Raw genomic sequence first — 23,057 nt, forward strand, 5'->3', positions numbered from 1 at the left:
ATCGCTGGAATGCGTGCCCGGCGTGAAGTTCGCGGCGATAGGGCGCAGCTATTGCCATGCAGTTTTACCTTCCCCCACCCTATGGCAGGGGAAATTCTTTTTGGCGGCGGGTAGCAAGCGGAGGGTAGGATTTGAATCTGGAGAAGCGGCAGCGTTCGCCTTTGACGAGGGATTCCGCCCTCTTACAGGGCTTATTTAATCAAGGAATCCCACGTCAACAGCGATCGGAAGATCAAATCCGTCCCGAAGCGGCCTCCCCCCTCCAAACTGAAATTTCCCTCTGCCTCTGCTTTTCTTCCGTCATCTGCATATTAAAATGGTCTGCTCCTTTAAGCTGGGCAGCCGCCATATCCGCCACCAATGTCACACTCGACTCCATCGGGACAAAACGGTATTTATAAGCCGTAAGCCGATGGTCCGTTTCATGAAATAAAATATCCTGCGCGTAGTTGCCCCAACGATCCTTTGGCATTAAGTCAATCGTCATGCCGGCATGTGCGGAGGGCAGCAGCATATTGGAGCCGTGAATGCCGATCACTAATCGGCTGGCTGCATACACCTCGCATACCCGCAGCTCACTTTCCCGGTCGAAGCGTGCGACACGTTCGTCCGTAATCCATGCCGGGAAGCTCCCGGTGCGACCCAATCCAGCAACCGTAAAACGGTAATCCGGAAAGGATTCCTGCATCCTGCGGAACAACCGGATGATTTTGCGGCGCTGATGATAAATCAGCGGTTTAAGCCAACGTTTGAGCTGCGGAAATTTCTGCACTGCCCGTGCGATATGATGGCTGCCGCTCCACAAGCGGTCTTCCCTCCATACGAAGGTAATGCGCGGCTCCGACTCACGCCCCTCCTCATAACGGGGGATGCCCGTAAACTGCTCAATATCGAACTGACTAGGGTGTGAATACGCCGGACTGACATAGACCTCATCAAAACGTACCAGTTCCTCTATCATCCGATGATGCAGCACCGGATAAAAGTTGCGGGCCTTGCTGAACGGCACATCGACTGTCCAGATTTCAGCCACACATGCGGGAACCATCCACTCCAGCGATTTTTGCACAATAACGACGATGCCCAGTTCCGGCGATTGTTCATATTCTCGTTGTACATTCAGCAGCTTGAGCAAGGCGTGACCATACAAATAATCAATCGTATTGACGATGATGACGCGCTTAAAGGGTTTCATTGTATGCACGGTCATGCCGACCGCCAAATCATAGGAAGGACTCAGCAACGATTGCCGCAAGGGCTCTCCGAGCCATTTTCTCGATTTCGCATCTCCGGTTAGTGTATAGTTAGGCATTTCTACCCGATAGGGTGAATACGTCGCATGCCCGACCCGCATATCCTCGATATATTCACGTCCACAGCCCTCACACCAAGTGCTGACACATACATGAATTCCCTGCCACAGCACCTCTCCGCCCCTTACCTTACCTCCACAATGCGGACATTGTCCCTCATGCTGAACAAACGGTTTAATGGGTATCATGATTGTTCTCTCCAACTTTCGGTACTGTAATGTGAACACGCCAGAAGGTCAGGATCGACTTCATCATCCAGCCCAAATTGGCTTTGACTTCCTTAAACAGCAAATCTAATAGAAATACAGATATCGTAAAAGACAAGATGGTCGCCACCAGCGAGCCTCGAACACCAAGCAACGGGATAAGCGCATAATTTAAAGCCACATTCGTGACCGCACCCACGATCGAGGTCAGCAGCGTATATTTGAACAAATTTTCATTCGTGATAAACAAGCTTTTGGCAACACTGAAATTGGTAAAAAACAGACGAATCGCAAACAGCGACAGCAACGAACCAGCCTCGGTAAATTCCCGCCCATACAGCACGACCACCACCCATTGGGACAGAAAAAATAACGGTATCGAGGTCACCAGAAAGCAAATAAACATCAGTCGGTACACGTTGGACAACGTTTGTCTGTATTCGTCGCTCCCTTTCATCTTGGAACGGGTCACCACCGGGGCATATGCTGTGGTAAGAACGACCGGAATGAAGCCCAGCACTTCAATAAGACGGAGCGCAACAGAATATTGCCCCACCGCCGCATCTCCCAGCATCTCGCCGATAATGACCTGATCGATCCGTGCCTGTACATATACAGCGGAGGATGACAAAATAAGCGGCCAACTGTGATTCATAATTCGTCGTGCTGTGGTTAGGCTGAACGTCCACTTGTGCATACGCCGTCCTTCCTTACGGAAGAAATACAGCAGAATCAGACTTCCGAGCAGAAACTCGCCATGAGCGCACAGCGCCACCACCCAGATGGGGACACCGGACAACAATAAAATGATTTTAACGGTGGAGCTGAGGACAAAGGCTGTGTTCTTGGCAATGACCGTGTATTTGGACAACATCTGCGCCCGAAACCAGTAGTCGATGATATCGAACAACTGAAACACCGAGGCCGTCGCCAGAATCAGATTGATCAACCGTACGGAACTATCCTCCGGTCTGAGCAGCGAAATGAAGGAGCATGACAAGACAATGGCTACCAAAGTACCCGCCAGCTTCAGCAGAATCGCCGTACCCAATAACTCCTGCTCATCCTTGGGGTCCTTGACGAGATCGCGCACCAATATAGAATCAAAACCAAGCGTCGTGAAGATCAGGAACATCCCGAAAAAAGATTCCGCATAATTCCATTTCCCCAGTTCCTCCGGTCCGAGCACTCTCGCCATGATAATGCTGACCGCCAGCCCAAACACCATGCGGATCATTTTGTCGCCGAACAGCCAAGACGTATTCGCCAGCAGACTTCTGCGCGATTTGGCGCGATTTTTGACTAATGTCATAAGCTCTACTCCATCTTGAAAAATGACCTTTCGCACGGCTCCATAGCATGCTGTTCTGCCGATGCGACTACAATAATGTACAGCGAAGAGACCTCCCGGCCAGGCGGGCGGTCCCTCCATGTCTTACACGACGACGGAAGCTTCGACCGCAGCCTGCCTTTTTACCCGCTCCAAGTCTGTATCCACCATCATATGAATGAGCTGTTCGAAGCCTACTTCCACTCGCCAGCCCAGCTTTTCCTTTGCTTTGGCGCAATCGCCGAGCAGTAGATCCACCTCTGCCGGACGGACGAACTGAGGATCAATGACGACATAATCCTCATAGTCCAGACCTACATGGGAAAAGGCGATTTGCAGCAGTTCGCGGACGGAATGCATTTCTCCCGTAGAAATGACGTAATCATCCGGTTGATCCTGCTGGAGCATCATCCACATTGCCTTAACGTAATCCCCCGCAAAACCCCAGTCCCGCAGCGAATCCAGATTCCCCATGCGCAGCTCCTGCTGCAAACCCAGCTTGATACGGGCTACAGCGTCCGTCACTTTGCGTGTTACAAACTCCAGCCCACGGCGGGGCGATTCATGATTGAACAAAATGCCGGAGCATGCAAACATATCAAAGCTCTCGCGGTAGTTCACCGTGATCCAATGACCGTACACTTTGGCGACACCGTAAGGGCTGCGCGGGTAAAATGGGGTCGTTTCTGTCTGCGGCGTCTCCAACACTTTGCCGAACATCTCACTGCTCGACGCCTGATAAAAGCGCGTGTCCGGCTTGGCAATCCGTACCGCCTCCAGCATATTGGTGACGGATAGCGCTGTAATCTGCCCGGTAGCTAAGGGCTGCGGCCATGAGGCCGCGACGAAGGATTGGGCAGCCAGGTTATAGACCTCATCCGGGTCAGACTGACGCACGGCTTCGATGAGCGAAGCCAGATCGGTCATATCGCCGGAAAGCCAATGAATGTCATTCTGGATATGTGCCACATTTTCAAAGTTCGGCGTACTGGTGCGTCTGCGTACCCCGTACACCTCATAATCTTTGGACAGCAGCAACTCGGCCAGATAAGATCCGTCCTGTCCGGTAATCCCTGTGATCAGCGCTTTTTTCATTCCTATTCCTCCACCGTTTTTTATTGTTCAACCATATCCAGACCTTGAAATGCCTGATACACAGACCTTAATCCCTCTTCCAGTGAAATGCGCGCCGACCAGCCCAGCCCGGAAATTCGGGACACATCCACCAGCTTGCGCGGTGTGCCATCGGGAGCGGACGTGTTAAAGGTAATTTCCCCCTCATAACCGACGACTTCCTTCACCCGTTCAGCCAGCTCCCGGATGGAAATATCCTCCCCAACGCCGATGTTCACAATCTCATTTCCCTCATAGCTATTCATCAGGAACAGACAGGCTTCCGCCAAATCATCCGAATGAAGAAATTCACGGCGTGGTGTGCCGGAGCCCCATACTTCGACTGTCGGGGACTGATTCAGCTTGGCTTCGTGAAACTTGCGGATGAGCGCAGGCAGCACATGAGAGGTCTGAAGATCAAAATTGTCGCCCGGACCGTACAAATTCGTAGGCATCACCGAAATAAAACGGGTTCCATATTGACGGTTGTAGGACTGGCACATTTTAATCCCGGCGATTTTAGCGATAGCATAGGCTTCATTCGTAGGCTCCAGCTCACCTGTGAGCAGATATTCCTCCCGCAACGGCTGCGGGGCAAATTTGGGATAAATACAGGTGGACCCAAGGAATAGCAGCTTGCTTATATTCGTCCGGTATGCCGCATCTATCACATTCGTCTGGATGAGCAGATTGTCACGGATAAAATCGGCCGGGTAATCGTTGTTCGCCAGAATCCCACCAACCTTGGCTGCTGCCAAAAATACATAGTCCACCGACTCAGTTTCGAAAAAGCGGTCTACAGCCTCCTTGTTGCGCAGATCCAGCTCGCTGCTTGTGCGGGTGACCAGGTTACGGTAGCCTGCTTTGCTCAATGCCCGAACAATGGCGGAACCCACCAGTCCGTTGTGCCCTGCTACATATATGTTGGAATGAAGATCCATGCTTTCCCCTACCCTTCCTGTTGGAGTGAATTTAAAATGCATCGTTGGAGCCCAATAGCACCCGGAACGTTTTCAGCATGATGATAATATCCGTGCGTAAACTGCGTCTGGATATGTATTCCAGATCCAGCTCTACCATCTGGTTAAAGCTCAGATGATTACGACCGCTGACCTGCCATAGGCCGGTACAGCCTGGCGTAACCGTCAGACGCAGCTTATCCCTTACCGTATAATCATCGACTTCTCTGGGTAGCGGGGGTCTGGGCCCTACCAGACTCATCTGCCCACGCAGTACATTCAGCAGTTGCGGTAGCTCGTCAATACTCGTTCTGCGGAGAAAGCGCCCAATTCGGGTGATGCGTGGATCATCCCGCATTTTGAACATTGCACCTTCGATTTCATTTTCCAGCAGCAGCGTGGACAATCTGTCCTCGGCATCGGACACCATGGAACGAAATTTAATCATGCGAAACGGCCGTTCATTTTTACCAATACGAACTTGATAAAATAACGCGCTTCCTCTCGGGTCCTCCAGCTTAATCAGCAAAATCACGAGCAGAAATACCGGGCACAGCACGATTAATCCAATGAACGACAGCACGATGTCCATACTTCGCTTCACGAACGGATATACGCTCAATCCTTGCCGGCGTTCAAGCCCATGAGCGGCCGAATACACTTCCACTGATGTACTCAAAGCTTCGGCCTCGTTCGAGTGGGAAGAAGACACTGCTCATCACCTCAGTTTCCGATTGATAAGTATTATTTATTCATTGTTAAAAGAATTTTATTAACTCTCATTTCCTTCCTTTCTGTTCATGTCAGGTTGCGTTCCTCCATGCCGCGTTCGGCACGAGTATTTGATCGTTTCACGTTGTTGAGCACCACGCCCAAAATACGTGCCTTTACTCTTTCCAAATTTGCCTTTGCTTTCTTAACGAGATCCTTTTTGACCTTTCCTGCCTGCACCACCAAAATCACTCCGTCACACATAGCGCTTATAATGAAGCCATCCGGAAAGGACAGCAATGGCGGCGTATCCATTAAAATCACATCATAATGCTCCTTCAGCTCAGCCAATAGAGCGTTCATTCTGCGAGAGCTGAGCATTTCGGACGGATTCGGCGGAGTCGGTCCGGCTGTAATGGCATACAGATGATCGATCCCGGTTTCCTGAACCACTTCCTGCCATGGCTGCTGGTTGGCCAGGACCCGCGTCAGACCCGTATGATTACGCAAGCCGAACATGTGGTGCAAGGAAGAGCAGCGCAAATCCATGTCCATAACCAGCACCTTTTTCCCCTCTTGCGCATACGTTACAGCCAAATTGCTAATCGTGACCGTCCTGCCTTCACCCGCCTGAGCTGATGCGACCATCATAACCTCAATCGGCTCATCTATAGAAGAAAACTGGATGTTCGTGCGAAGCATACGGTACTCCTCCGAAACAGGAGATTGGGCATGCAGGGATGTGACGAGCTGGTTATTGATTAGTCGCGGCATATTGTCCTTCACCTACCTGTTTGGGAGTTGTAGCTGAACCGTCGGAGCGTTTGTCTTCTTTTTTCATTTTCGTAATCAGGGACAGGGTAGGCAGGCTGAGTTCTTTTTCAACGTCCTCTTCATTTTTAAAGGTATCGTCCAGCACTTCCAGCAAAAACGCCAAGCCTATACCCAGCAACAAGGAGGCGGAAAAAGCAATAAGCATCTGTATAGCGGGATTACTGTTCACAGGAACAGCCGGTTCAGTCAGACTGGCTTCGCTTAGAATCGTGACGTTGTCCATTTTCATGATAGAGGGAATTTGTCGTTTGAATACTTTGGCTATCGCATTTACGGTTTTGACAGCCTTCGTATACGATAAATCACGGATTGTTAAATCCATGACCTGTGAATCACCTGCGGTGTTTACTCTTAATTTTTGCGTCAGAACTGACGGAGTGACCTTGAGATCGGGGAAGCTGGCGACCACCTGGTCCATAATTGCCGAGGACATCATAATTTGCTTATAGGAGTTCGTTAAGGCTATATTCGTTTGAACGACACTGTAATCGACGACACCCGCACGATCCGGCCTTGGCGTCTGGTTGATAATAAGCTTCGCTGTCGCTTCATAAATCTGAGGGGTAAAATATACATTTTTCACGCCCACCACAGCACATACCAACAATACGATACCGCTAATCAACCATATTCTTTTTCGGATCATACGAATGTACTCTTTCAGCTGCACAAGACCAGTCCTCTCTGATTGACTTGTTTTCGATGCAATGACGCTTGTACTGATCCTCTGCATAGCATGACCATATAATCTATAGTAAAATGTTGTATAATAGCGCATAGAGGGTCTAGCCAGCGAATAAGCACAAGTGCTAAACCATCGGTGGCCTCCCAGGGTATATGAACGATAACATATGGTTAAAACTATAAAATATAGATACGTTATGTATCTTACATAACTAATTTATGATACAAAACGTATCTTGTCAAGCGTAAAATTGCTTTTTTTTCTTTCTCAACCTTGCATTCAGGAGGAATATCAGATGAATTATGGCACCCGCATCGCTGAATTACGGGAATATAAGGGATTAAAACAAGAGGAACTAGCGCAATCCCTCGGAATTACGCGGGCGGCTCTTTCTCACTATGAAAAAAACCGGCGCAAGCCAGATTTTGAGATACTGACCAAGCTTGCAGACATTTTCGGGGTATCCATTGATTACTTGGTAGGACGCACTAGCCATCCAGCAGCAATTTTGGATTCAGCTGTGAGGGAATTTGTGGACCAGTTGGAGCTGTCCGATGAAGATATCCTGCAACGTTTTAATTTGACCATTGATGGACGAACTTTGTCTGAGGAAGAAGCCAAGCGTTTTATCGCGTTTGTCCGCATGGAACGAATGATGGAATAAAGAAGGGTGGGAGCCGGTTCACTCCTAATTTTAAGCAGTGCCGGCAACCGGTATTTTACAAGCTCTTATCCTTTCGGTCCTTGGTTCCGTCAGCTTCGCTCTGTAGACAATGCGGCATCCTGATGCCGCATTGAAGCAAAATATCCCGGATGTCCAAGTGGACGACAGGTTTGTCTACTTTCCGTTCGTTGTTTCGTAGAAGAGGGTTGTCCATCCCTGATTCAGTCTCCTTGTTCATTCGGCACTTACCTCACTTTATCATTCTTGGTCACCGGAAAGAGAATCCCCACAAACCATGTATGTATAGTTATGAGCAAAACTATTATATATGAATACATACCTGTAATGTTGTCGTCTTATGGCGAGAAAATTAAAGGATTTTCGGATTTTCTTCTGAAATATACGCAATGAACTTCCAAATCAGAACCTTTTACAGATAAAAAAGAACCTGTCAGGTCCTACTTTCTCCTGATAGGTTCTTTGGCATTCTATTTTCGGTTGCATGTAAGGTATTCTTCGACGCTGGTCCTACTCTGTATCTGTCCTGATTAAGCGACCTCGGCCGCTGGGGACACTTGGGTGCCCCCAGTCGCTCGGACTTTGTAAGCGTAGTGACTTCCGGCTTTCACCGTGTGGTCCGTATACGTGCTTCCCACTACTTCCGAGGCAATCACCTGATACGCCCCGTTTGTCCCGTCCGCACGCAGTACATCATAGGCGGATACACCTTCTGCCTGAAGCCAATTGATCTTTACCGCGCCTTCCTGAACAGAGGCGGCCTTCACCTCTGTAGGGGCCGAAGCTGCAGTCTGATCTGTACTTTTCAATTCCAGAATGTATTGCACCGACTCGCCAGGTCCCAGCTTTTCTTCAAAATCGAGATTAGGCGAAGCATTAAGTCCTGATAGGGAACGCCGTGCCTGGCTGTAGGTAGACCCGGCTCCGAAGCGCTCACCCGTGTACAAACCTGCCTTCGGCATCGTCACCCGTACGCGGATCGTCTGTGCTGTGGATTCGAAGTTCACCAGATTCACCAGCAATTTGTCCGAGGTGGCGCTACTGCCAGCCAGCGGTTTCAGTTTGGAGGTATCCACTGCACGGACATAGACCATCTTATCCTTTGTTTCCTCCGGATTCAGTACCATATAAGTCAATGGTTTCCCGTGTGTGGCATAAGCCAGACTCAAGCGTCTCATGATGTTTACACGGCTGTCCTGCCCTTGTCCGAACGGATAAATTTCCGTATTCGCCGGATTGTGATTTTGCAGGTCAAAGCCGGTTTTAAACAGCGTGTAGTCCTTATAAAAAGCAGCATGCTGGATAAACATATCGGCAAAACCGATCTGCGAACGCATAATCCGGTCGAACGCAGCTGCTTGTGGCTGACTGGCCCCGTACTCAGGGTTGTCCCGATGCGTATCGTTCGTACCAAACTCCGTATTCAGCATCTTCTTTTCCAGCCCGTTACTTGAACCGCCGAACGTTTTCAGATTTTGAACAAAGCTGCCTCCGCCCTCTTCGTTATACGATTCGCCATAGGCATGTCCATTGGTCAGGTCAGTGACATCCTCCAGTTGCTTACGTTGTGCCGGGTCCCGCTCCCATCCATCCGGATCGCCGCATTTGAGCGTACCTCCGGTTTGGTTTTTGCATGCCTTGGTTGAATACGTCGGCCAGTAGGCCCAGCCCGGCGCTACCGTTTTGAGATGTGGCGCCAATTGCTTACCTTCCGTATTCAGCCACTTGGCCACGGCCAGATTGACCGCTTTCGAGCGGTTAAACAATCCCGGTTCATTATCCACTTCATAATATTGCAGGTATGAACCATATTTTTTTACATAATCACGCAATTTCTGCTTGGCCGTCTCCGGCAGGGAGCCGTCTTTTTGCAGCTTGATATCGCCTGTATATAAATACAAAGCTGACGATTGCATATTATACTGCTTCAACGTTTGGTAGTAATCTCCCACGTCTGTGCAGGCCTTGTTTACATTACTGGCACAAGTGACTCTCATGACATTGCCGCTATACGCAATTCCCAGCCATTTGAGAACATATGGTAGATGTTTAACTGCACCCTCATCATAATAAAATTCTTTATTATTGACATTCGTTCCGGTCAGTATATATTTACCGTGTATCGGCTCGGTCGCAGGTGAGGCTAACGTCTCCAAGCTCAAGTCATCCCAAGTCCACCACACATTTTTATCTTCAGCAGAGGAGCAGTATAGGCAGCGCGCTGTCTTTAGCTTGAGTACGTTAACACCGCTTTGCAATTGCTCTTTAGGTATATATAGCTCGTAATTGCTTTTGAAATTATATGCACTGCCTGTACCGGCAACCCCGGCAATCTGAATGATACCGGACAGCTGATGATTTGAAAATACAGCCATTTGAGGAACGGCTTTGCCCGCATCCAAAATCCGTACACGGAATATCATCCCGTTCGGAGGAACCTGATCCAGCTTGTACTGAAGTGACAGCTCAGGATTCGTGGACGCATTTAGACCGGGAGGAATATCTCCACTGCTGAACAATACCGGAGCCGTTGTACTTCCTGCTATGGACATCGCTGATGAAGCTCCTTTAGCAGACGACTCGGTGGAGGCCACCGAAATATTGACATTGTCCTTACCGACCACACCTTTAAATTCTGCTGAAGAGTCATCCCGCTGACCGAGCTTCCATATCGGACTGGCCGCCGCTACTTTATCCGTCTGAAGTTCTTCACTCTTTGGAGGCGTATGAATAAACCAGGCGATCATCGCTATAGCTGCGACCCCCAGTAACCCGGCCAATACTACTATATACCTTTGGGTCAACCATTTTTTCATCATTGTGCTCCACCCTCTCTCCTCAAAATTTTTGGCGGGGAAAGAGTATATATCAAGGAAGAAACAAAGCGTTGCCGGGAATTACCGCTTTCGCTTCATGCTGACTTTCCCACATCAGACGTGCCATTGCGTCGCCTTTTTCATCATAATATTCAACCTTCAAATCTGCCATTTTGCCTGCTTGCAAGGAGATGCTGCCCTTGCGTTCTGTCCAGCTTTGTTTGAACCAGCTATCAATAATCAGCTTGCCATCTACCCATACACGAATGCCATCATCGGATATCGTGGTAAACGTATAGGTCTCACTATATTGCGGCTTGATTTTGCCCGTCCAGCGGACCGAGAACTGATCAGCCTCCACCTCTGGATCAGGCGAGGCGGCACGCCAGTTATAATCCAGCTTACTGTCTGTGCGAACCAAAACAGCCGTGCCGTCCAGATCCATGCTGTTAAAATATTCACCCCGCAGCCCGTTCGCGTAGACCATATCCGGAACGGAAGGCGGGGCTGGGGGCGGAGGAACGATTACCACTGGCGGAGCCGGAGTCGAGCCATTTTGTCCCGTGTCCGGTACGGTTGGTAGCTCCGTGTCAGGTTGTTTCATCGCAGCCAACCCTTTTTTCACGTCATCCCGCGTCAAGCTTGTCGAATCATTCATATAATCCTGAATCTGATCCGTCGTGTTATTTTCGGTCAACATCTTGCCCCAGGTCATGGAATACACCCATTTAGGCTGAGCCTTCATCACCTCGGGACTAGGCACCTCACCGTGTTCCCCAATGGCAATCGGCTTATTCCGTGCCAGTCCGAGCAATCCTTCGTAATGGCTTTGCTTAAAATCATTGTTGTAAATGTCTACAGCCAAAATATCCACTTTGTCATCCCCCGGATATTTCGGGGTATATGGGACAGTGTACGAATTAGGCGCATTCGGACTCCATACCCACAACAGATTGTTCAGTTGGTGCGTGTTTACAAAACGGTCATACATGATATTCCATAGCTGATTGAAATTGTTTTTGTTTCCCCACCAGAACCAGTCGCCGTTCATTTCGTGATAAGGTCTCCATAATACTGGAACTCCTGCATCACGAAGCTGCTTTAACGATACAGCGACCTTATCCAGATCGGCAATGAGAAGATTATACTGCGCAGTACCCGGCGTCACATATTTATTGAACTCCGCCTGGCTTACTTTGGCCTGCACATTGGCCCAAGTCAGGGGTTTACCCGGCAGCGGTTCATGATAAGTCATCGTAACCATGCCGCCAGCTCTACTCCAACGTATGGCGCTATCGACGACATTTTTACGTTGTGCTGCCTCCGTAGTGGCGGACTGGCCGGAGATGGCTCCCATCTCGTAGCCATGTACACCAACATACGCCTTACTGATTTTTTGGACCTTGTTGCTTAATTCATCCGGACTTTCCAAATAATCATGTTGACCTGTGACCATCTTTTTTCCCGAGATGCTGATCAAATAGTTGTATAGTTCACGGGCCTCAGCAGAAGCGTCCGAATTAACAGGCTGTAATGTGGCAGCATTCGCCACGGACAGAGATTCACCAAAACCGGCGGGCAACAAAGAAAAAAGCATAACAACGGGGAGTACACTGCGTATCCATCGATACACAGGGGTAAAATAGGGGCTCACTCTCGCTCTTCCTTTCGGTAGCCAGGCTGCCATCCTCACGGAAGGCCCTTTAGCTTTGCGTACCTGCCTTTCAACAGGGCTGCGTTTATCGTGGAAGGAGTTTGGATTCCTTCTTACCCTAAGTATCGACTTTTTTTTACCAAAATTTAATAGGTCATGTTCATGAATTTACAGATTCTCGCGTATTTTCGACAGTTCGGCCTAAAATACTTCATAGATGAGTCATTTTTTATCTTTCAGGATTGTTGCAAGATGCTCATTTATGAAATGAACTGGTGACGGGAAATTTCATCCCAATCCATGCAAAAACGGACAATATCCTCTTCGATCAACTCAGAACCTGTCTGTACCTCGATCAATTCCACATCGGTCACGGCTAAAATGCTATGCTTCGTCCCTTCTGGAATGCGAACCACATCACCAGCCTTCACCTTATGCAGCTTTTCATTCAAAATAATTTCCGCTTCACCGCTAATAATGGTCCAAATTTCACTCCGTTTGAAATGAAGTTGGTAGCTGATATTTTTGCCTTGCAGCACACGGATTCGCTTGGTCAATACCTCGTTGCCCTCGTCATACTTCACATAATCCACTACCCGATAATGACCCCAACGGCGCTCTTCGTACATTGGACGCTGATTATGAGCCTTGAGCACCTCCTTGATGCGCGGACTTTCCGCCTTATTGGTCACAAGGATGCCATCCGGGCTGACAGCTACGATCAGATCATTCGTTCCAATGATTGCCACCGGGATATCCAGTTCGTTGATGAGGCTCGTATTGACGCAATCCTCCGTGACTACGCCTCTGCCCACTTGCTGATGGGACATTTCTTCTGTTAAGGTGTTCCAGGTACCCAAATCCTTCCAGAATCCATCATATGGAAGAACAACGATATCCTTCTCCTTCTCGACTACCTCGTAGTCAAAGCTGATTTTTTCCAGGGAATCGTATTTCTTTTGCATTTCTTCATAGTTCAGCGGCAATCCTTTGGATGCCAAGATATCAAGCAAATATCCTAATTTGAATGCAAAAACCCCGCAGTTCCATAGAGCATTGCGTTCAATCAGACGCTCCGCCTGCTCCCGGTCGGGTTTCTCTTGAAAATGGCTCACTTCGCGGTAGCCTGTGCTACCTTGTGTGGCATCATTTTTCGGTATAATGTAACCATATTTCTCAGAAGGATAGGAAGGGACAACCCCGATTAACGCAAGCTTGCCTTCACTCTCCTGAAGGGTATGTTCCAACTGGGCGACTGTAGCAAAGAAAGCATCCTCTACATAGGGATCTACCGGCAATATAGCAACGATTTCATCGGGCGAAACACCCACGATGGAATATAGATAAGTGGCTGTTAACGCAATCGCGGGAAAAGTATCTCTTCGTTCCGGCTCAACAATGATGCGCGTATCCTGCCCAACCTGACTCTGAATCATTTCAACCTGCGCTCTCCCTGTTGCAATAAACGAGGATTCGGACAAGCCGTTATCCCCCAGTTGTCTCCACACCCGCTGCACCATAGATTCCGAATTCCCCTCCGGACTCTCCAGCACCTTCAAAAATTGTTTGGAACGGGAATCGTTGGACAAAGGCCATAATCTCTTACCGGAACCACCAGACAAAAGTACGAGCTTCATAACTCTCCACTTCCTCTCTAATTTGGGTAGGTGATCGGATGGGCAAGGTCGAGTAGCCCGCTACGGGATGGATTTGATCTTACGATCGCTGTTGGACCGGGATTCACTCGATTGTATAAAATCGTGTAAAGGTTTGAATTCCGTTCCAAAGGCGAGCGCTTCGCTTCTCCAGATTCAAATCCATCCCTGCGCTACTCAAATATGCATCATGCCGATCATACCGTGTATTGCAAAAGGCACGACCGGACGATTCATGTCCGGTCAGCCTGTAAAGATGCGCGAGCACTCGACGCTTGCCTGCCGTGCTTGCAGGCTTAAAGTATCAGTCTGCCCTGCCACGCCCTTGCTCCGAAGGAGCGGTGCGGCGCAGCCGCATGGCGCTTTGATCCGCAGGAGCGGCTTCACTGAGCCGCTCCTGCGGATCTGCCCTTCCTACCTCCCCCCATAAGGTGGAGGTTAAAAATTGTGGCTCCATGCGGTAAAAGCAGCGAAGCGGTCCATTTGAATCTGGAGAAGCGCCAGCGTTCGCCTTTGCAGTGGGATTCTTACCTTGGAATGTTTTATATCATCCAAGAATCCCACGGCAACAGCGATCGTAAGATCAAATGGAACGCGTAGCGTCTCCAACACCACCACAGTCACTTTTTAAGCTTCCACCTTGTCTCTGTTCCACCCACTCATCCGCGGACGACCCACGGAATAGTATTCCAACCCGGAGCCTTGAATCTGCTCCTCCGTAAATACGTTACGACCGTCAATCAGGACTGGCTTGTGCAGAATGGAAGACAATTGTACGAGATTGACGTTTTTAAACTCTTCCCAATCGGTCAGCAGGCAGACCGCGTCGCTTCCTTCGGCAGCTTGCTGCGGGGATGAGCACCATACAATATTCGGATGATCCACGCGCTCCTTGAATTTTTCCATTGCAATCGGATCATACAGCTTCACAATAGCACCTGCCTGAATCAGCGTTTCAACGATTTCCAGTGCCGGAGCCTCGCGGATATCGTCTGTATTCGGCTTGAAGGCCAAGCCCCAAATGCCAATCGGCACGCCGTGCAGCTGACCCAGCGATTCACGCAGCTTGGATACGATCATGAAACGCTGGTCAGTGTTAACCTCGACCACCGATTTTAACAGCTTAAATTCATAATCCACATTACCCGCAATTTGGATGAGCGCATTCGTGTCTTTCGGGAAGCAAGAACCACCGTACCCGATCCCAGCTTGAAGGAAAGAGGACCCGATTCGTTTGTCCATCCCCATACCGTCAGCCACACAGGTAACATCCGCGCCTACCTTTTCGCAAATATTGGCGATTTCGTTGATAAACGAGATTTTGGTCGCCAGAAATGCGTTGGACGCGTATTTGATCATCTCTGCACTGCGGATATCCGTTACATAAATTTTATCCGTGAACACCTGATGCAGCGAAACCATCGTTTCACGCAGCCCCGTGTTGTCCAAACCGATAATGATGCGATCTGGATGGAGTGTATCATTGATAGCAGAGCCTTCTCTCAGAAATTCCGGAGCGGATACAATATCGAAGGACAAACTCGTATGACGGGCCAGCACGTCCTTGATCTTTTCGTTCGTTCCGACAGGCACCGTGCTCTTGGTCATTATAATTTTATACCCGTTCATGGCCTTCCCGACATCAGCAGCAGCCTGCTCAATGTAGGACAGATTAGCTTCACCGTTAGCCAGAGACGGCGTACCTACCGCCAAAATAACGATATCCGAGCGGCGAACCGCGTCGGACAAATCCGAAGTAAACTCCAAACGACCCGCTTCCAGATTTAACGCGATCAATTCCTCAATGCCAGGTTCATAAATAGGAGATTCCGCCCGGTTCAGCATATCGATTTTGTGCTGCTCCAGATCGACACAAATCACCTCATTACCTTTATGTGCAAAACACACGCCCGAGACGAGTCCAACGTATCCAGTACCGATTACAGCCAGCTTCATTCCGTTCATCCTCCTTTTAGAAAGTTCACATAGGCTTGCTCTACATACTTTTTGAAATGATCCTTGAACGTATCTTCATCAAATTTGCGTGCATGGCTAATGATACCGTCCACATCCCATGCATGCTGCTCGACCTTGGCGACCGCCTCCAGCACATCCTCTACCTGATGTCTGCGGAAAAATACACCATTCACATTAGGGACAATGGTATCCAACGCTCCCCCGCCCTGATAAGCGATAACAGGCCGTCCAGCTGCATTCGCCTCCAAAGGCGTGATACCGAAGTCCTCTTCCCCCGGAAAAACGAGCGCACGGCATTCTGCCATCAGCTTGTTGACCTCTTCGTCTTCAAGTCTGCCAAGAAACTCAATGTTCGGGGAGGCCATGCCTTCCAGTCTTTTGCGATCCGGTCCTTCACCGACAATGCGCAGCTTGAGACCATTGCGCTTGAATGCCTCAATCGCCAGGTCAACGCGCTTGTAGGACACTAATCGGGATACGATCAGGTAATAGTCACCGATGCTTGTAGCACGTTGGAAACGGGATGTATTAACAGGAGGGAAAATGACATCCGACTCCCGTTGGTAATAGTGCAGGATTCTCCGTTTGACGACCGAAGAGTTGGCGACAAATTGGTTTACGTTGCGAGAAGTTTTGGCATCCCATGTTTTCAACCGATTCATGTAAAGCTTTAGCATGCTTTTGAGCAGGTTGGATTTGGACTGCCGGGCCATATATGTATCGTAATCCCAGGCAAACCGCATCGGTGTGTGACAGTAACAAATGTGAAACGTATGTTTAGGTACCTGGATGCTTTTCATAAATGCGCTGCTGGAGCTTAACACAATGTCGAAATCCCTAAAATCAAAATCACGGATAGCGATGGGGTACAGCGGCAGCACTCCTTTGAAATTGGCCTTCACTCCCGGGATGTTCTGTAGCCAGGTGGCTCTAATATCTGCATCCTTCAAGTTGTTCGACAGGCGGTCGTCGCTGAACACCGTTGTGAAGATTGGAGCCTCCGGATACATATCGTGGAATACCTCTACCACCCTTTCCGCTCCGCCCATTTGGATTAAGTAATCGTGTGCTATCGCTATTTTCATCTGAATCATCCTTTAACGCGAATGTCGGTCAGACTCCTGCCAACAAACCCTTATAGTAATGAACTATATCCTTAACCGTGTTCTCGATAACAAAATGCTTCTTGACCCGTTCCATCCCTTTATCGCCCATTTGCTGACGTTCCTGTGGATGCTCCAGCATCCAGCGGATGGCTTCTTCCAGCTTGGCCGGATCACCCGGTTCAATAAGTAGCCCGGTTTCGTTCGGTACGACGGTTTCCCTAGGTCCACCCTCATTCGAAGCAATCACCGGCAGCCCTGCGGCCATGCCTTCAATAATGACCTGCCCGAACGGCTCCGGTGTGATGGAGGTGTGAATCAGCAGATCACAACGCTGCATCAGGCCCTGAATGTCATCGACGTGTCCAAGTAAATTGACGTTGTCTAATCCGTATTCGCGCATCGTGGATTCCAGACGGCGTTTGTATTCCTCTTCGCCGAAGAGCGCATCTCCAGCCAGCCAAAATTTCACACGCTTATCCGGTAAAAAAGAGCGCGCCGCTTCCAATAAAATATGCTGTCCCTTCCACTCTGCCAGTCTGCCGACCAACACGACGTTAAACGAGTCATCGTCACGTGAATTTGCAGTCGCATCACGGGCCGTAATCGCTTTGGCAAATGCCGAGTAGACGACGAGCGTCTTTTTGTCCGGGGGCAGCTCCAGCGCACTCAGCGTGGACTTGGAATTGGCAATGACGCCGTTGGGCAAAAAGCGGGACATCAGCCGAATGCCTTTGGCCACAATCGGCTTCAGGTACGGCGGACCGATATGGTCACGGATATGCCAGATCAACGGCACCTTCGCTGACTTCGCGGCTACTGCGCCGTAGAACGCCGACTTGAGCGAGTTCGTGTGAACACACACGACCTTTTCCTCGCGCAGCAAAGGCGCAAGCTTTTTCCCATAAGCCAACAGTCGGTAGGCTGCCGCAGGCGCACCCAGATTGACGGCATTCCGTCCCCGATTGCGAATGGAATCATCCAGCGGAACGATACGCACATCAATATTGCGCTGCCGAAGACGATCGGCCAAATCGCCTTCCTCCGCCAAAATCACGAGCGGGTCGATATGTTCCCCGATGTTCGTCAGTATGTTATACAACGCGACTTCGCCACCGCTCCATCTTGCCGTGTGGTCAATATAAGCTATTCTCAGCATTTTGCAGCCGCCTTTCTGTCAAGGACCTGCCGGAACACATCTTCCACCTGCTCCGCCACATGTCCCCACGTATATTTGCTCAGGACATGGTCCCTGCATTCCCGTGCGTTGGGAAGGGCTTCGCGGTTATCCAGCACACGCAGCAGTCCTTCCGCAATGGCTTCGCTGTCCGTTCCCCGGAACAACAGCTCCGGACGGAACCCACTTAAAATTTCCCTGTTGCCGCCTACAGGAGTCGCCATCACCGGCAACCCCGAGGCCATCGCTTCCACCGTAATCAGGCCGAAGCCCTCCAGTGCCTGTGTCGGCACAACGAACATATTCGATGCCTGATGATACAGGGGGAGTTCCTCATCCGATACATATCCAAGCAATCTCACATGATTATGAAGATTGTATTCTGCCACCTTGGAAGCCAATTCCTCCATCAGAGGTCCCTTCCCCCCAATCAGCAGCAGATGATCAGGATGACGCTCGGTTACCCGCCGCCATGCTTCCAGCAGCTGCAGCAGTCCCATTCGGTTAACAAGACGACGGACGGTCAGCACAATCGTCGCATTCTGTGGCAAATTCAGCCGTTCCCGCACCCTCCCCCGATCCTCTGCCGGATGGAACCTCTCTACATTCGCCGCACCGGGAATGATATGGATTTTGCTGAGTGGAACCTTATAATGCTCATGCAGAATATCCCGAAAGGTTTCGCTCAGCACTACAAATTTGTCCGCCAGACCATAAGCCTTCATTTCAATGGATTTGGCCAACGTTGTTTTCAGCAGATGCTTGAGGCCTTGCCCTTCAATCTTCATTTCCTCCGTCCATGGGCCGTGGAAGGTGGTGACTACCGGAATTCCCCGTTTTTTCGCCTCCAGCGCCGGGCCGACACCATAGGGGGCAAAATGGGAGTACAGCACATCTATCGGCTGCTTGTCGAACAGCGTTGCTGCATATTTTTGCATCAGCTCTCGACGCTTCCAGATGGATTGCTGCTTGCTGCCAATCGAATGAATTCGGATATTTTCAGGTACTTGCGGCTTCTCATCGCTACAGATTAAAGCATCCAGCGTATTTTGCTCCGCCAGTTGCTCACAGATGGATTTGAAGTACGTGTTTAATCCGCCGGGCTGCAAGGACGGCCAGCTAAGCCCTGTTGCTGCAATGCGAAATCCGTTATTGTACGACATAGCTGGTTTCTCCTTTCTGCTCGGTCTGTCCGTCTTCCACAATCTCTATTTTTTTTCGCCGCTTCGTCAGCTCATAATGCTTGAAACAGACCAGAAATTCGTACATCACCCAAAAGACCGCTACTGCAAAACCTGCCAATCCCTTGCGGTATAAGCCTTGGACAAAATACTTCTGCACAAAGCGGGCTGGAGGTCGCAACAACAGCCTGGAAATCCGAAAGGATCTGCCTTTGTTAAAGGCCGTCTCTGCTTCGAGGTCCGTATACTTGTTAAAACGGGTCATATGATCACTGATACTGCGGAAGCCGTAGTGCCATAACACACCCTCCAGTTTAATGATCTGGGAAGAGGCTACATCCGGCATTTCATGAACAAGACTATTCGTAATGCCGTAAATACGCCGATTGTACAGACGAACCAAATGCTCGCCTTTGTTCATCCATTTGCCCAAAAAATCACCAATTCGAAACACAGAGTATGCTTTGGCCGGATCATGGAGTGTTTCCTTGACCTTCAACAAATCTCCAAGAAGCTCCGCATCTACCACCTCGTCCGTATCAATCAGGAAAATCCAATCAAATTCGGCTTTTTCAACACCAAACATGCGCTGCTTCGCATAACCGGGCCATGGGTTGGAAAACACCCGACAGCCCAATGATTCAGCTACCTGAATCGTATTGTCCTTGCTCCCTCCGTCAATGACGACGATATCGTCCGCAAAGGGCTTGCAGGATTTAATGGCGGCTGTGACTCGAGTGCCATCATCCTGAGCGATAATAACTACGGATATCCGGTTGTCCGCGGGAACGCTAGACATGTGGTTCATTAGGGGGTGCCTCCTTCTTTATCTAACCGTTAACTGGCTTTTTCCGGATGTAGTGTGACATCGTTGATCGGAGCCATTGAATATCTTGTTTGGAAATAAGTAGTCTCGGAATTTTCATTTTCAGAACGAATTTAACATTACATAAAATGAAACCGAACCGTAGAATCCCCGAAGACAGCATTGCTATCCCTGCACCCGTCAAGCCGTATCTCGGAACGAGTATAGACAGCAATGGTATGACGAGCGCCAATCCGACACCCTGTAGGATGGTAACCAGCTTGGGCTTACCCAGCGCCATGAATTGCTGTGCCAGCACCATGGTTCCTCCGCTGATGGCAACCTCAAGCACCAGTAACCGGAATACCGTAAGCGCTTGTTTAAACTCCTGACCATATAGCAATGTAAATACGAACGGAGCAATCAGCATCAGCATCATGGCAGCCAGAATCGTTGCTGTTGAAGTCACCCGAAATGCCCGGAATGTTATTGCAACCGCGTCCTCCTTGTTTAACCCGGAGGCCTTGGGAAAGAGCACGACGATAATCGAGGTTGAAAATACATTCACCATCCGGGCCAGGCTGACCGCTACCGCATATAAGCCGAGATCAGCCGGTCTGAGCAGACCCGCAATCAGGATCTGATCAATGTAACTAGAAACCTGCCCCATGAGATCGTTGCCGTATGAGCCCATGCCGTAGGTAAAGAGATTTTTGAATTGCGTCCAGCTGTTCTTCACCTTCGGTTTGTACAGCCGAACCATTCGAATCGTGACACCGATATAAATCGGCAAACCTGGCAGCAAATAGGCCAAGGCTGAGGTGTACGGATTCATTTGACCCGTCAGGATCAGGATCGCCAGACCCAGCAGCGTGCTCAGCGGCACCAGATACCGAAACAAATTGTACTGCTTGTATTCCGACCGGACCTGAAGCAATGCATTATTGATCTGTGAGATCGCGATAAGCGGACACATCATCATGGAGCATTGGGCGAACAGGATGACCGATGAAGAAAAGGAGCGCAGCCAATAAGGAATCAGGAACACGCCGATAAGTGTCGCCAAGCCCCCGAACATCGTCGCCAGTAGCAAGGCGAGGCCGTACAGCTTGCCTGTTTCCTCCGGGTTCCTTTTCGCATTGTAAATCAACGCGGACGGGACACCGAAGCTCATGCAGAAGGCGAGAAATTGGGACCAGTTCACCATCGCGGTCTGTTCCCCGCGTCCGGTAGGACCCAGGAATCGGGCCGTCAGCACGCCAGTCAGCATGTTCACGACGAGAATCAGCATGCTGAATATCATCGTTTTGACTGCTGCCGAGCTGCTATCCTTGCTTTTGGCAAAGCGAACCACCGTGGACCATAGTGTCCGGACAGGTGCGGATAATGTTTGTAAGTTTTGCACAGCCTTTACCTTCTTTCCGCGATGACATCTTTCGCCCACAGTCCTATTCCGATCATCATCCAGATCAGATAGCCGCGCATACCGGGAAAGCCGTTATCCGATATGAGACTGGCTACAGCTCCGGCCCACGTAGCCAACGCCAGTCTGATATAAGGCTGGCTGGAATCTCGCTCGGCAATGCGGACAAGGAGGCGCTTGACGATAACGAACAGACCACCGAAGAAAAAGAATGCTCCGAAAATACCGAAGGTGAGAAAAATGGCAATATAGCCATTATCCATAATCCCAAGTTCACCGAGATCGCCGCCGTTATCTAGCTTGGTTCCAATTCCGACACTCCCGATCCCCTGCCCCACCGGATTACCGACAATGGCCGGAAGCATCGTATGCAACAGATCCAGGCGTTCATTGTACGAATGATCCTGTTGAATATCCGTCAACGTTTGCATGCGGGCCACGAGACCTTCTGCTCCCGGCAGCTTCGGAACAATGATGAAGAGAAGGAGGCCAACGACAGCAAGTTGAAACAAGGTTTTCCACTTTCCCTTGGAGGATGAAGTGAGGATATACGCCAGCAGCATAACGAATGCAATCAGCCATGCCGAACGTACCAGCGTGATCAAAAGACAAACGACCGTCAGCAGGACTCCGATCCATCCCAATGTGCCGCGCCACCGTTTTTCCATCAGCATGGGTACGAGCGCCATTGCCAGGAAAATAGCGCAGGGACCAGGCGAGTTCATAGAAGAGAAAACTCTGATTTGGAGTGGCTCTGGTATACCGATAGAATTCATCTCTACGTTATTCATCCAAAACGCATCCCAAGGAGGCACTGTCAAATACTGAATAATGCCGTAAATCGCCACAAGAACGGCAATGTTAGCATACGAATACAGCAGACGATCCAGCTCCTTCGCTTTCATGGGCTTAATCGCAAGATAAGGCAGCAGTAGCAAAGGAATCACATAGTTGGCTAAATCATAGGTAAAAACGATTCCATTTTTGAACAACCCGACCACACTTCCGTAGGCCAGTTCAATCCCAAAAAACACAGCAATTCGGGTCAATGGCTTTTCCGCCTGATGAATGCCACGCAGCACAGGAATAATCAACATGCTGCTGACCAGCAACGGTGCCAAGCTCAATAAGGACACCGAGTGATACGTTCCCTCCAGCCAGTCTGCAATGCGCCGGATTTCCGGTCCTACTGCCCACACCATCAGTGTGTACGGAATCAGCATCCGCGATTGAATGATCGCCAGCAAAAAAGCCGGAAAAACGAGTGCCAGCAATATGGCTCCCTGCTGGCTCATGGTGGGATTCATCTTGGCGCTGACAAATCCGATGGCGAGTGGCAGCATACAAGCCAGCACTCCCATGCCGATCATGCCGATTCCACGCCGATTTCCTAACCAAACGGAAACCTGCTGATCTGCCAGCCGAGTCATATT

Annotated in this window: 22 protein-coding genes and 1 riboswitch; of the genes, 1 reads left to right on the plus strand and 21 read right to left on the minus strand. The window is 49.8% G+C overall.

Annotated elements, in window-relative coordinates; all coding sequences use genetic code 11:
* Nucleotides 1-232 precede the first annotated feature (232 nt).
* The 7 genes from QD47_RS05715 to QD47_RS05745 form a co-directional block, all read right to left on the minus strand.
* On the minus strand, nt 233-1,501 hold the full coding sequence (locus QD47_RS05715; RefSeq protein WP_044645206.1) for a hypothetical protein: 1,269 nt from the start codon (nt 1,499-1,501) through the stop codon (nt 233-235).
* Nucleotides 1,488-2,831, minus strand: coding sequence for a flippase (locus QD47_RS05720; protein WP_044645207.1), 1,344 nt, complete (start codon nt 2,829-2,831; stop codon nt 1,488-1,490). Before QD47_RS05720 ends, QD47_RS05715 begins: the two co-directional genes overlap by 14 nt.
* A 123-nt stretch (nt 2,832-2,954) precedes the next feature.
* Complete coding sequence (gene gmd, locus QD47_RS05725; protein WP_044645208.1) at nt 2,955-3,944, minus strand: GDP-mannose 4,6-dehydratase; 990 nt, start codon at nt 3,942-3,944, stop codon at nt 2,955-2,957.
* A gap of 20 nt (nt 3,945-3,964) precedes the next feature.
* Entirely contained in the window at nt 3,965-4,903 is a 939-nt protein-coding gene (gene fcl, locus QD47_RS05730; RefSeq protein WP_044645209.1) for a GDP-L-fucose synthase, read from the minus strand.
* Between the two features lie 31 nt (nt 4,904-4,934).
* Entirely contained in the window at nt 4,935-5,633 is a 699-nt protein-coding gene (locus QD47_RS05735; protein WP_044645210.1) for a sugar transferase, read from the minus strand.
* 86 nt (nt 5,634-5,719) lie between these two features.
* On the minus strand, nt 5,720-6,406 hold the full coding sequence (locus QD47_RS05740) for a CpsD/CapB family tyrosine-protein kinase (RefSeq protein ID WP_044645211.1): 687 nt from the start codon (nt 6,404-6,406) through the stop codon (nt 5,720-5,722).
* Complete coding sequence (locus tag QD47_RS05745) at nt 6,387-7,136, minus strand: YveK family protein (RefSeq protein ID WP_044645212.1); 750 nt, start codon at nt 7,134-7,136, stop codon at nt 6,387-6,389. Before QD47_RS05745 ends, QD47_RS05740 begins: the two co-directional genes overlap by 20 nt.
* Nucleotides 7,137-7,446: 310 nt before the next feature.
* On the opposite strand from QD47_RS05745, the gene QD47_RS05750 reads away from it, so the two are divergent.
* On the plus strand, nt 7,447-7,815 hold the full coding sequence (locus QD47_RS05750) for a helix-turn-helix domain-containing protein (protein ID WP_044645213.1): 369 nt from the start codon (nt 7,447-7,449) through the stop codon (nt 7,813-7,815).
* Between the two features lie 55 nt (nt 7,816-7,870).
* On the opposite strand, the gene QD47_RS05755 is transcribed toward QD47_RS05750, so the two are convergent.
* From QD47_RS05755 to QD47_RS05805, 14 genes are all read right to left on the minus strand, one after another.
* Nucleotides 7,871-8,053 carry a hypothetical protein gene (locus tag QD47_RS05755; RefSeq protein ID WP_044645214.1) on the minus strand — a complete coding sequence of 61 codons (183 nt, stop codon included), beginning with the start codon at nt 8,051-8,053 and terminating at the stop codon, nt 7,871-7,873.
* 310 nt (nt 8,054-8,363) lie between these two features.
* Complete coding sequence (locus tag QD47_RS05760) at nt 8,364-10,652, minus strand: PD-(D/E)XK nuclease family protein (protein ID WP_044645215.1); 2,289 nt, start codon at nt 10,650-10,652, stop codon at nt 8,364-8,366.
* A 49-nt stretch (nt 10,653-10,701) separates the two neighbouring features.
* Nucleotides 10,702-12,336, minus strand: a complete 1,635-nt coding sequence (locus tag QD47_RS05765) for a glycosyl hydrolase (RefSeq protein WP_412177959.1) — start codon at nt 12,334-12,336, stop codon at nt 10,702-10,704.
* A riboswitch (cyclic di-GMP riboswitch) is annotated at nt 12,317-12,397 on the minus strand. (Overlaps the previous gene by 20 nt.)
* Nucleotides 12,398-12,563: 166 nt before the next feature.
* Nucleotides 12,564-13,940, minus strand: a complete 1,377-nt coding sequence (locus tag QD47_RS05770; RefSeq protein ID WP_044645216.1) for a sugar phosphate nucleotidyltransferase — start codon at nt 13,938-13,940, stop codon at nt 12,564-12,566.
* Nucleotides 13,941-14,043: 103 nt separating this feature from the next.
* Nucleotides 14,044-14,226, minus strand: a complete 183-nt coding sequence (locus tag QD47_RS31460) for a hypothetical protein (RefSeq protein ID WP_152643770.1) — start codon at nt 14,224-14,226, stop codon at nt 14,044-14,046.
* A gap of 36 nt (nt 14,227-14,262) precedes the next feature.
* A complete protein-coding gene (locus QD47_RS32070) occupies nt 14,263-14,415 on the minus strand; it encodes a hypothetical protein (RefSeq protein ID WP_161797154.1) in 153 nt (50 codons plus the stop codon).
* A complete protein-coding gene (locus tag QD47_RS31465; RefSeq protein WP_152643771.1) occupies nt 14,397-14,582 on the minus strand; it encodes a hypothetical protein in 186 nt (61 codons plus the stop codon). The genes QD47_RS32070 and QD47_RS31465 overlap by 19 nt, the downstream gene beginning before the upstream one ends.
* A 3-nt stretch (nt 14,583-14,585) precedes the next feature.
* Nucleotides 14,586-15,914, minus strand: a complete 1,329-nt coding sequence (locus QD47_RS05775) for a UDP-glucose dehydrogenase family protein (RefSeq protein ID WP_044645217.1) — start codon at nt 15,912-15,914, stop codon at nt 14,586-14,588.
* Between the two features lie 5 nt (nt 15,915-15,919).
* Nucleotides 15,920-17,020, minus strand: coding sequence for a glycosyltransferase (locus tag QD47_RS05780; RefSeq protein ID WP_044645218.1), 1,101 nt, complete (start codon nt 17,018-17,020; stop codon nt 15,920-15,922).
* 28 nt (nt 17,021-17,048) lie between these two features.
* Nucleotides 17,049-18,197 carry a glycosyltransferase family 4 protein gene (locus QD47_RS05785; RefSeq protein WP_044645219.1) on the minus strand — a complete coding sequence of 383 codons (1,149 nt, stop codon included), beginning with the start codon at nt 18,195-18,197 and terminating at the stop codon, nt 17,049-17,051.
* Nucleotides 18,191-19,378: a glycosyltransferase family 4 protein gene (locus QD47_RS05790; RefSeq protein WP_044645220.1), complete on the minus strand. Its 1,188-nt coding sequence runs from the start codon at nt 19,376-19,378 to the stop codon at nt 18,191-18,193. Before QD47_RS05790 ends, QD47_RS05785 begins: the two co-directional genes overlap by 7 nt.
* Nucleotides 19,365-20,204, minus strand: coding sequence for a glycosyltransferase family 2 protein (locus QD47_RS05795; protein WP_044645221.1), 840 nt, complete (start codon nt 20,202-20,204; stop codon nt 19,365-19,367). Before QD47_RS05795 ends, QD47_RS05790 begins: the two co-directional genes overlap by 14 nt.
* A gap of 22 nt (nt 20,205-20,226) precedes the next feature.
* On the minus strand, nt 20,227-21,606 hold the full coding sequence (locus tag QD47_RS05800; protein WP_044645222.1) for a lipopolysaccharide biosynthesis protein: 1,380 nt from the start codon (nt 21,604-21,606) through the stop codon (nt 20,227-20,229).
* Nucleotides 21,607-21,611: 5 nt separating this feature from the next.
* Nucleotides 21,612-23,054, minus strand: coding sequence for an O-antigen ligase family protein (locus QD47_RS05805; protein WP_044645223.1), 1,443 nt, complete (start codon nt 23,052-23,054; stop codon nt 21,612-21,614).
* Between the last annotated feature and the right edge of the window lie 3 nt (nt 23,055-23,057).

The organism is Paenibacillus terrae, from assembly GCF_000943545.1.
Lineage (GTDB): Bacteria > Bacillota > Bacilli > Paenibacillales > Paenibacillaceae > Paenibacillus > Paenibacillus terrae_A.

Coding starts and splice junctions, on each gene's coding strand:
- QD47_RS05715 (WP_044645206.1), bottom strand. CDS start 1,501: ATGATACCCATTAAACCGTTTGTTCAGCATGAGGGACAATGTCCGCAT.
- QD47_RS05720 (WP_044645207.1), bottom strand. CDS start 2,831: ATGACATTAGTCAAAAATCGCGCCAAATCGCGCAGAAGTCTGCTGGCG.
- gmd (WP_044645208.1), bottom strand. CDS start 3,944: ATGAAAAAAGCGCTGATCACAGGGATTACCGGACAGGACGGATCTTAT.
- fcl (WP_044645209.1), bottom strand. CDS start 4,903: ATGGATCTTCATTCCAACATATATGTAGCAGGGCACAACGGACTGGTG.
- QD47_RS05740 (WP_044645211.1), bottom strand. CDS start 6,406: ATGCCGCGACTAATCAATAACCAGCTCGTCACATCCCTGCATGCCCAA.
- QD47_RS05750 (WP_044645213.1), top strand. CDS start 7,447: ATGAATTATGGCACCCGCATCGCTGAATTACGGGAATATAAGGGATTA.
- QD47_RS05755 (WP_044645214.1), bottom strand. CDS start 8,053: ATGAACAAGGAGACTGAATCAGGGATGGACAACCCTCTTCTACGAAAC.
- QD47_RS05760 (WP_044645215.1), bottom strand. CDS start 10,652: ATGATGAAAAAATGGTTGACCCAAAGGTATATAGTAGTATTGGCCGGG.
- QD47_RS05765 (WP_412177959.1), bottom strand. CDS start 12,336: ATGGCAGCCTGGCTACCGAAAGGAAGAGCGAGAGTGAGCCCCTATTTT.
- QD47_RS05770 (WP_044645216.1), bottom strand. CDS start 13,940: ATGAAGCTCGTACTTTTGTCTGGTGGTTCCGGTAAGAGATTATGGCCT.
- QD47_RS32070 (WP_161797154.1), bottom strand. CDS start 14,415: ATGGAGCCACAATTTTTAACCTCCACCTTATGGGGGGAGGTAGGAAGG.
- QD47_RS05775 (WP_044645217.1), bottom strand. CDS start 15,914: ATGAAGCTGGCTGTAATCGGTACTGGATACGTTGGACTCGTCTCGGGC.
- QD47_RS05780 (WP_044645218.1), bottom strand. CDS start 17,020: ATGAAAATAGCGATAGCACACGATTACTTAATCCAAATGGGCGGAGCG.
- QD47_RS05785 (WP_044645219.1), bottom strand. CDS start 18,197: ATGCTGAGAATAGCTTATATTGACCACACGGCAAGATGGAGCGGTGGC.
- QD47_RS05790 (WP_044645220.1), bottom strand. CDS start 19,378: ATGTCGTACAATAACGGATTTCGCATTGCAGCAACAGGGCTTAGCTGG.
- QD47_RS05795 (WP_044645221.1), bottom strand. CDS start 20,204: ATGAACCACATGTCTAGCGTTCCCGCGGACAACCGGATATCCGTAGTT.
- QD47_RS05805 (WP_044645223.1), bottom strand. CDS start 23,054: ATGACTCGGCTGGCAGATCAGCAGGTTTCCGTTTGGTTAGGAAATCGG.